This is a genomic window from Bergeriella denitrificans NBRC 102155, assembly GCF_001592185.1.
GTDB classification, from domain to species: domain Bacteria; phylum Pseudomonadota; class Gammaproteobacteria; order Burkholderiales; family Neisseriaceae; genus Neisseria; species Neisseria denitrificans.
On sequence record NZ_BCWL01000079.1, the window covers coordinates 1 to 8,728 of the forward strand.

The window sequence follows — 8,728 nt, forward strand, 5'->3', positions numbered from 1 at the left end:
ATCACTCAGGGCTCACTCTTCGCCCTTATCTCCACTTTTGCGCGATACGCTGATGCCGAGCTGCTTGAGCTTGCGGTACAGGTGTGTGCGCTCCAAGCCGACTTTTTGGGCGACGCGGCTCATATTCTGCCCTTCTTGGGCGATATGGTATTCGAAATAGCGGCGCTCCAACTCTTCCCGCAATTCGCGCAGCGGCAGATTGAAATTGAATCCGCCGACGGATTCGGAATCGACAATCGGCGCTTGGCCGAGCAAGGCGACTACGGCGGCTTCGCCGATTTCGCTACCCTCGGCTTCCAAAGCCAGGTTTTTGAGCGTGGCACGCAGCTGCTCGAAATTGCCCGGCCAATCGTATTGGCGTAAGGCGGCCAATGCGCCGCTGCTGAACGTCGGCAGCGGAATTTTTTCGCTTTCGGCCAGCTCGATGCCGATTTGGTTTACCAAAAAATCGATGTCTTCGCGCTGCTGGCGCAGGGGCGGCAGGTTGATGACGGTGGCGGCAAACAAATCGGCCAGCTTGCTGTCGGCAGCGGCTTCGGCCAGCTCTTCCACGCTGCGGCTGCCGGCGGCGATGATGCGGACGTTGTGGCGGTCGGCCTTACCCAGCAGAAAGGCGATGCCGTTTTGGATGCTTTTGCTGTATTGCGCGATGTCGCCGACATACAGTACGCCGCCGCCGGCTTTTTGCAACAGCTCCAAAGGAATATCGACCAGATGCTCGACTTTGGCGGCTTCCACCCACGGCGCGCCGTTTTTGCGGAAATAGCGTGCCACCAGCTCGAACGGTGAGCCGGCTTCACCCGCCAGCAACACCGGATCGTTTTGCTTAACGGCGGCTTCCAGCTTTTTGCTCAATTCCTGCGCCACCGGGCTGTTGCCCAAGCGGTCGAACGACAAGCCTGCCGCGGCCTGCATTTCACCGTGTTTCAGGGCGCGGTCAACCGTGGTCAGCAGCTTTTGCAGGGCAATCGGTTTTTCCAGAAAATCGAGTGCGCCGATTTTGGTGGCTTCTACGGCGGTATCGATGCTGGCGTGGCCGCTCATCATCACCACCGGCATATTGAGCTGGCCGTTTTTCGCCCATTCTTTCAACAGGGTAATGCCGTCGCAGTCGGGCATCCAGATATCCAGCAATACCATTGCAGGCCGGGTTTGGTAACGCAGCTGACGGGCTTCTTCGGCGTTTTCCGCCAAAGTCACCGTATAACCTTCGTCCTGAAGGATTTCGGAGAGCAGGTCGCGAATGCCTACTTCGTCATCTACAATTAAAATATCACTGCTTCGCATAACTTTCTACCATTTGGGGCAAGCCCTTGTGTTCGGCAATCCGGAGCGTTTTCAGACGGCCTGCCTGCGGCTGCCGAGCACTCCGGCCTTGCTTTTACGGATGTGGGGGTAAGGATATTCTGACACAGGCGCCGCCGCTGCTTTGGTTGCTCAGGCTGATGCGGCCGCCGTGCTCTTCTATGATTTTTTTGACAACGGGCAAGCCCAAGCCCGTACCGTTCGGCTTGTCGGTCACATAAGGCTCGAAGGCATTGTGCAACATTTCTTTGCTGAAACCCTTGCCGTTGTTGCATACGGAAAGCACAATCTGCCCGCCTTCCGTCTGCGTTTCCACCGATACCGCCGGTGCTTCGTCTTCTTCCGCGGCTTCTGCGGCATTTTTAAAAATATTGTGCAGCACTTGGCGCACGGCGGTGGTATCGGCCGCCACCCACAATGCTATATTACTGAATTTAGCCGAGAATGTACACGCGCTGCCCTCATACAGCAGCAATACGTCTTCCACCAATCGGTTCAAATCGTGCTTCTCGAAGCTCAGCGACGGCGCGCGCGCGTAATTGCGGAAGGCCTCCACCATTTCTTTCAAAGCGGCTACCTGCTTCACAATCGTATCGGTCGAACGGTTCAGAATCTGCGCGTCGGCTTCGTCCAATTTATCATGCAATTTCCATGCCAGACGCTCGGCGGAAAGCTGGATGGGTGTCAGCGGATTGCGGATTTCGTGCGCCAGCCGCTTGGCGACTTCGCCCCAGGCGGCTTCTTTCTGCGCGCGCATCAGCACGGTAATATCGTCAATCACCATCACCACGCCGTTGTCATTGTCTTCCGGCAGCACCGTGGCCTTGCCGAGCAGAATGCGGGCATCGTCCGGCGCGGCATATTCCACCTGCACCGGTTTGGCGGCATCGGCCGAGGCTTCGATGGCGGCAAACACTTCGGCCAGCAGCGTCTGCTGCGGCGACTGCCCGCTCCAATCGTGCCAGTTGCTGCCCCACAGCGGCACCAGCGAAATGCCCAAAATACGCTCGGCGGCTTTATTGAAGGTTTTCAGACGGCCTGCTGCGTCTAAGGTAATCACGCCCGTCGTCAGGCTTTCCAATACGCATTCCAGATAATGCCGCGCGGCTTCCTGCTGGATGCGGTTGCGCTCGTCGGCTTCTTTGGCAATCGCCAGCTGCTCGGTCATGTGGTTGAAAAGCTGGGTGAGCCGGCCGAATTCATCGTTGCGGAACACCGGCCGCGTTTGGCTGAAATCGCCCTGCGCCACCGCCCGCGCACCTTCGGCCAACGACAGCACCGGTTCGACGAAACGGCGGGCAAAATACAGCGCCATCACCAAAGCCAGGAAAATCGCCAGCAGCGAAGCCACCATCAGAGTAACCAAGAAAAAAGTCTGCAAACCCTGCTTACTGTAGCTGAGCTCCGCATATTTGGCGCGTGCTGCTTCAATCAGAGTGGCATCCTGCGCCACGTCCTGCGGAATCGGCTGGCGGAAAAACAGCGCATATTCCGGCCCGCCCGCATTGCCCACCAGCAGCCAGCCCTGCGCGTACAGCACGCCGCCGATGTCGGTCAGGCTGCGTAAAGAGCCGCTCTGCTGCAAAGTTTCCTGCTCCGCCTCGCTCAGGCCGGGCTGCGCCAGCTGCTGCGGGTTGATGCTTTTCTCAAACTTGTCGGTATGGAGGTTGAACAAAGCCAGCTGGGGAAATTCGCCGGCATTGGTGGCCGCCGGCAGCGCTTCGCCCAAGTCGCGCTCCAATGAAGATGCGCTGATTAAATCAATCTGTATCGGCGTGGCGTGGCTGACGGCGTTGTCCACCGCCAGACTCAGCGCCGATTTGCTCAAATTGAGGCTGCGCTCCAAGGCTTCCCGGGTGTCGTTGCCGAACCAGGAATTAATCGTGCCGCTGATAAACTGCGCGGAAACGCCGAACAGAAACACGGCGGGCAATACCGCCACCAGCGTAAACATCCCCGACAGGCGCTGCGCGATTTGCGAGCCGAAAATACCCCGGCGGCTCTCGCGCATCAGCAGCAGCACATAGCGTATCAGCACCACCGACAACACCAGCAGCAGCAACACGCACAGGGCGATAATCCACCAGAAATAATCGCTCAGGCTGCTGCTGCTGCCCGTAGCGACCGTCAGGCCGTAGAGCAGCGCCACCGCCGCCAGCGCGGCTGCCAAAAGGAAACGGCGCATACTTACTCCTGACTGATGCCCAAAGATTTCCAGCCCGAATCAAGCTGCCAGTTTTTCGAGGTCAGCGCGTTGACTTGGAACGGCTTGGGCAGCTTGGCGGTGGAAAGCTGCAAACGGATTTCCGCTTTGACTTCGCGCGCCTTCACGCCCTTCAAATCGCCCTTGCCCAATACTTTCCAGTTTGCCACCGCCCCGACTGCACGCAGAGCCGCAGGCAGGGTGTCGTATTCGGTGGAAAACGTGCCGACCGATACGCGGTAGCGGTTGGTCAGCGGGTGAAACGCGAGCTTGTATTGAATCGTGCCGTCATCGCTCACCAGCTGCGCCAGCTTGTGTTTATACGCAGGCACAGTCGGCGCGGAAAGCTGCCAGTTCAGCGCGAAATTCAGCGGCACACCCTGCTGCAAAGCCTGCTTGAGCTGGTCGGGCAGCTCGGTTTGGAAGCGGCTGCTCACGGAAAGCTGCCCGCCCGCCGTCAGCCGCGCCTCGGAGCGGGTCGCAGTAATGCCTTCCGCCTGCGCCGCCGGGGCGAACATCAGCAGAATGGCAGCCGCAGCCGCGCCCAAGGCCGTCTGAAAAACGGCGCGGGCGGCCAATCGGCGGAAAACCGTGTTACAGCTTGCGGATAAGCGCGTAATAAAAGCCATCTTGGTGTTTGTTCGGTAAAAGCACATGCTCTTCAATCAGCTTCGCATCGGCATGGCGGTTAAGGAATTTATCTGACTGGCCGCTGTTTTCTTCGGCAAAAATCGAGCAGGTCGCCAGCAGCATCCGGCCGCCGGGCTTCAAAACCTGCCACAAGGCATCCAGCAACGCTTCCTGCTGGCGCGCCGTTTTCAGCGCGTCGGTCGGGCGGCGCAGCCATTTGATGTCGGGATTGCGGCGCGCCACGCCCGAGGCGGTACACGGCACATCGGCCAATACCGCGTCATACATTCTGCCATCATACCACGCGGCCAAATCCTGTGCATCGGCGCATTTGAGCGCGGCCTCGAAACCTAGCCGCCCGATATTGCTTTTTACCCGCGCCAAACGCGCTTCGTCAATATCCAAAGCGGTCACTTCGCAATCGGCCAGCTCCAACATATGCCCGGTTTTGCCGCCCGGCGCGGCGCAGGCATCGAGAATACGCTCGCCCGGCTGCGGCGCGAGCAGATAACCGGCTTTTTGCGCACCGAAGTCCTGCACCGATACCAGGCCGTCTGAAAAACCGGGCAGCTTGGTCACGGGCACGGCTTCGCTCAAGGTTACGGCATAATCGTCCAAAGCCTTGGCTTCAATGCCTGCTTCGGTCAGCGCGGCCAGATATTGCGCTGCGTTACCTTTGCGGCGGTTGACACGCAGGGTCATGGGCGGGTGCAACTGCAGCGCGGCGGCGATGTTGTGCCAGTATTTCGGATAATGGTTTTGCAGATAGGCCGTCCACCACTGCGGCAGGTTGTAGCGCGCGGTGTCGTCGTATTTGCACTGCGCCGCCAGCTTGTCTTTTTCCCGCAGAAAGCGGCGCAATACGGCATTGGCAAACGAGCGGTACTGCCCGCGCCCGATGCGGCCGATTTCCTCCACCGCTTCATTCACCACCGCATGCGGCGCGTTGCGGGTGTAATGCAGCTGGTAGAGCGCGGCCAGCAGCAGGCTTTCCAGTTTCGCATTATCGATGGGCTTGTTCAGCAGCTTGCCCAGCATAAACTTCAAGCTGCCCAGATAACGCTGGCAGCCGTAGGCGATGTCTTGCAGCGCCCCGTTTTCCTGCGCGCTCAAATCGGGGTAGCGGGCGCGGATGGCGGCCAGCACGTCCTGCAGGTTCTGCCCTGCGGCAACGGCGGCGATGCTTTCGGCGGCGAGTTTTTGGGCTAAGGCCATACTCATGGCGGTCGGATCTTTCTTTGAGTTTTATTTTTGGAAGTTTCAGACGGCATTTTGATTTAATCAGGCCGTCTGAAAAGCGTTGCAGGCTGGTACAGATAAATCAACCGATACAGCGGCGTACCCAGCGGCTAACGGTGGCTGCGCGAAACAGCAGCAATAAGCCAATCAGGATTTCCGCAACGGTCATAAAAATTGAAGATTTTTGCTCGAAGCTGACAAGTGACCAGATTGAAGCATTGACCATACCGCCTTCTTCTTTAATGTAATGCAATAATGTTCCCCAATACACCGCATCAATCACAGCCCGCTGCAAAGTAAACAGACCAATCAGCGCAATACCGGTAACCAACCACGGTGCAGGATGGCTAGGTAAGGGCTCTTCAGATTGGGCTGCATAATCAGGCAACAGCCATTTGGCAACGGTAGCAGGGAAAAACCACAGAAAAAACCAGCAAGCCGCAAACCCAAGATACAGCGGATAATAGGTTGCCCAATATTCACCGGCGCTCATGTCTGCCGCAAGCCGGGCAGTCACAAAGCCTGAGTTTAATGACTGGATGAGCCAGACAATCACAAACAGGCGAATGGCAATAATCAAAATCTGACGCGGCTGCATTTGAGCGGTTCCTTTTTACGGTTTTTCAGACGGCCTGCCCGTCTTCGTCATCTTCTTCATCGGCCTCTATCTCCACCCGCTTGCCGATGTCTTTAATTTTGGCGTATTCTTCCAGCAAATGCGGGGTATCGTCGAGACTGAAAGCAAACGTCCACATATAGCTGACTACGGCATACAGATGCCCGGCGGTGGCATCGCCGCGCAGGGTCAGTATGGTAAAGGTGATGCCGAACAGCAGGCTCAGGGCGATGCCGATGATGCCGTAGCCGGCGGCTTCGCGGTTGGAAATCTTAATCCGCAGCTTGGCCAGCAGGCCGTAGTGTTTGTCCAAATGGTAGTGGCGGGCGCGTTCGATTAAATCGACATCGCCCTCCAAGCGGTTGTTGAGACGGAAATACAGGCGGTCGTTCACCCCTGCATAGCGCGGCACGCACGCCGCAAAGGCCAATAAAATCAGCAGGCTGGTGACACCCGACCAAAACTCAATCAGCAGCAGCATTACCACCGCACCGACAATGGAAAATGTGGAGGTGACGAGCATGGGCAGATGGTGTTCGAAAAAATCCACCAGCTCGCGCGACAGGGCCACGCGGGCGGCCACGGTAGAGATGCTCTGCCCTTCCGACCGCTGTCTGACGATTACGGGCACGACCATTTCGGCGTAAATGCGGCTGAACGTGCGGGTATCAACTGCGCGGCGCGCCGAGCCGACCGCCCACATCACCAACACCAAAAACGCATAGCTGAGCGCCTGCATCAGATTGCCCGCCAATACGCCGTCGATGGCGAAGCCGCCCAAAACGGGATACACCAGCAGCAGCAGGTTTTCCGAAAAAACCAGGGCAAAGGTGGCCGCCAGGCGTTTTTTATTGCGCCTGGCGATGTGTTTCAAATTGTGAAGTGCGCTCATGAGCGGCGTTTTCCTATTATTGTTATGTGAAGCGGTATGTTTAAGGACGCTCAAGCCGCCGCGCTACAGCCTGCTGCCCGCATCGATGCTGCGCCCTGCGGCAAAAGCGGCAATACTCATGCGCTTGCTGCCGGCGGGCTGCAGCTCGGTGATTTTAAGCGCGCCTTCGCCGCAGGCGACAATCAGGCCGTCTGAAGAACAGGCCAAGACTTCGCCCGCGTTGCCGCTTTGGTTCACGATTTCGGCGCGCCAGATTTTCATCGGCTTGCCCTGATATTCGACCCAGGCGGCGGGCACGGGATTAAAGGCGCGGATTTTGCGCTCGATGACGGCGGCAGGCTCTTGCCAATTAATCCGTGCTTCTTCTTTGCTGAGTTTTTGCGCGTAGGTAACGCCCGCTTCAGGCTGCGGCACGGATTTCAGACGGCCTTCGGCCTGCAGGCGCTGCAAGTCGGCGACGATGGCGGCAGCGCCCAAGTCCATCAGGGCGTCGTGCACTTCGTTGGCGGTATCGCTCGGGGCGATGGTGTAACGGTGTTCGCTGACGACATGGCCGGTATCGAGGCCGATGTCCATCTGCATGATGCACACGCCGGTTTCGGCATCGCCTGCTTCGATGGCACGCTGTATCGGCGCGGCGCCGCGCCAGCGGGGCAGCAGCGAGGCGTGGATATTGAGGCAGCCGTGTTTCGGGGTATCGAGTACGTCCTGCGGCAAAATCAGGCCGTAGGCGGCCACCACCATCACATCGGCGCCGGTGTCTTTCAGCATATTTAAGGCTTCGGCATTGCCGCGCAGCTTTTCGGGCTGCTCGACGCGCAGTCCGAGGTCTAAGGCGGCCTGTTTCACGGGCGAAGCCTGCAGCTGCATACCGCGCCCTTTTGGGCGGTCGGGCTGGGTCAAGACCAACGGAATTTCGAAACCTGCTGCGGCTATGGTTTTAAGGGCAGCGGCGGCAAAATCGGGCGTACCGGAAAAAATCACTTTCATGGCTGTCTCTCTGAAATCGGCAGGCGCATGCACGCCTGATGTTTTTCAGACGGCTTTTTACCCGAAAAAGCAGGCAAAGGCCGTCTGAAAAATGGTTAGCTTTAAACCGCCGTCATTAGCTCCGCAAGTCCGCAGGCTTCCCCCCGCGCAGGCGGGAATGACGGCAATGTAGCGGCCTGCGTTACATATTATGCTTTTGGCGTTTTTTCAGCTTGGTTTTAATGCGGGTTTGCTTGAGCTGCGACAGATGCTCGACAAACACTTTGCCCATCAGGTGATCCAGCTCGTGCTGAATACAGATGGCCAGCAGGCCGTCGGCTTCCAGCTCGAATTTTTCGCCTTTTTCGTTGTAGGCTTCGACTTTCACACGCTCGGCGCGGGTCACGGTGTCGTAAATGCCGGGCACGGACAGGCAGCCTTCTTCGTAAGTGGTTTCGCCGTCTTTTTCGGTAATCACGGGGTTGATGAACACGCGCGGCTCGCTTTTGTCTTCGGTCAGATCCATCACCACCACGCGCTCGTGCACGTCCACCTGGGTCGCGGCCAGGCCGATGCCGCGGGCTTCATACATGGTTTCAAACATATCCTGCACCAGCGTGCGGATGCGGTCGTCGATTTCGGCCACCGGCTGCGCCACGGTATGCAGGCGCTCGTCGGGGTATTGGAGGATATTCAGTAATGCCATAACAGGTCTCTTCAAGTCGGTTGATTGTGTATTGTGTGCGGGGGCAAGGTTCGATGTTAGAATACAGCGTCTTGCTTTTGGTTTCATTATAGTCGAATAAAATATAGTCGGATAACACAGAATGGGACAGACGCGGCAACGCTGTATCATTCTGTACCAAATGACTAT

The 8,728-nt window shown here is 57.8% G+C and carries 8 protein-coding genes; all 8 read right to left on the reverse strand.

The window, feature by feature from the left end; genetic code table 11:
• Positions 1 to 12: 12 nt before the first annotated feature.
• Positions 13 to 1,287, reverse strand: a complete 1,275-nt coding sequence (locus BDE01S_RS05765) for a sigma-54-dependent transcriptional regulator (protein WP_066078552.1) — start codon at positions 1,285 to 1,287, stop codon at positions 13 to 15.
• A 94-nt stretch (positions 1,288 to 1,381) separates the two neighbouring features.
• Complete coding sequence (locus BDE01S_RS05770) at positions 1,382 to 3,490, reverse strand: sensor histidine kinase (RefSeq protein ID WP_066078555.1); 2,109 nt, start codon at positions 3,488 to 3,490, stop codon at positions 1,382 to 1,384.
• A gap of 2 nt (positions 3,491 to 3,492) precedes the next feature.
• Positions 3,493 to 4,026 carry a DUF4390 domain-containing protein gene (locus BDE01S_RS05775; RefSeq protein WP_066078576.1) on the reverse strand — a complete coding sequence of 178 codons (534 nt, stop codon included), beginning with the start codon at positions 4,024 to 4,026 and terminating at the stop codon, positions 3,493 to 3,495.
• Positions 4,027 to 4,102: 76 nt separating this feature from the next.
• Complete coding sequence (gene rsmB / locus BDE01S_RS05780; protein ID WP_066078557.1) at positions 4,103 to 5,359, reverse strand: 16S rRNA (cytosine(967)-C(5))-methyltransferase RsmB; 1,257 nt, start codon at positions 5,357 to 5,359, stop codon at positions 4,103 to 4,105.
• Between the two features lie 100 nt (positions 5,360 to 5,459).
• Entirely contained in the window at positions 5,460 to 5,975 is a 516-nt protein-coding gene (locus BDE01S_RS05785) for a hypothetical protein (protein WP_066078560.1), read from the reverse strand.
• A gap of 25 nt (positions 5,976 to 6,000) precedes the next feature.
• Positions 6,001 to 6,885 carry an ABC transporter six-transmembrane domain-containing protein gene (locus BDE01S_RS05790; RefSeq protein ID WP_066078565.1) on the reverse strand — a complete coding sequence of 295 codons (885 nt, stop codon included), beginning with the start codon at positions 6,883 to 6,885 and terminating at the stop codon, positions 6,001 to 6,003.
• Between the two features lie 63 nt (positions 6,886 to 6,948).
• Positions 6,949 to 7,875: a methionyl-tRNA formyltransferase gene (gene fmt / locus BDE01S_RS05795; RefSeq protein WP_066078568.1), complete on the reverse strand. Its 927-nt coding sequence runs from the start codon at positions 7,873 to 7,875 to the stop codon at positions 6,949 to 6,951.
• 181 nt (positions 7,876 to 8,056) lie between these two features.
• A complete protein-coding gene (gene def / locus BDE01S_RS05800) occupies positions 8,057 to 8,560 on the reverse strand; it encodes a peptide deformylase (RefSeq protein WP_066078573.1) in 504 nt (167 codons plus the stop codon).
• Positions 8,561 to 8,728 lie beyond the last annotated feature (168 nt).

Excerpts from the sequence above, each read along its gene's own strand:
- rsmB (WP_066078557.1), bottom strand. The coding sequence starts at position 5,359 with ATGAGTATGGCCTTAGCCCAAAAACTCGCCGCCGAAAGCATCGCCGCC.
- BDE01S_RS05775 (WP_066078576.1), bottom strand. The coding sequence starts at position 4,026 with ATGTTCGCCCCGGCGGCGCAGGCGGAAGGCATTACTGCGACCCGCTCC.
- fmt (WP_066078568.1), bottom strand. The coding sequence starts at position 7,875 with ATGAAAGTGATTTTTTCCGGTACGCCCGATTTTGCCGCCGCTGCCCTT.
- BDE01S_RS05785 (WP_066078560.1), bottom strand. The coding sequence starts at position 5,975 with ATGCAGCCGCGTCAGATTTTGATTATTGCCATTCGCCTGTTTGTGATT.
- def (WP_066078573.1), bottom strand. The coding sequence starts at position 8,560 with ATGGCATTACTGAATATCCTCCAATACCCCGACGAGCGCCTGCATACC.
- BDE01S_RS05770 (WP_066078555.1), bottom strand. The coding sequence starts at position 3,490 with ATGCGCCGTTTCCTTTTGGCAGCCGCGCTGGCGGCGGTGGCGCTGCTC.
- BDE01S_RS05790 (WP_066078565.1), bottom strand. The coding sequence starts at position 6,885 with ATGAGCGCACTTCACAATTTGAAACACATCGCCAGGCGCAATAAAAAA.
- BDE01S_RS05765 (WP_066078552.1), bottom strand. The coding sequence starts at position 1,287 with ATGCGAAGCAGTGATATTTTAATTGTAGATGACGAAGTAGGCATTCGC.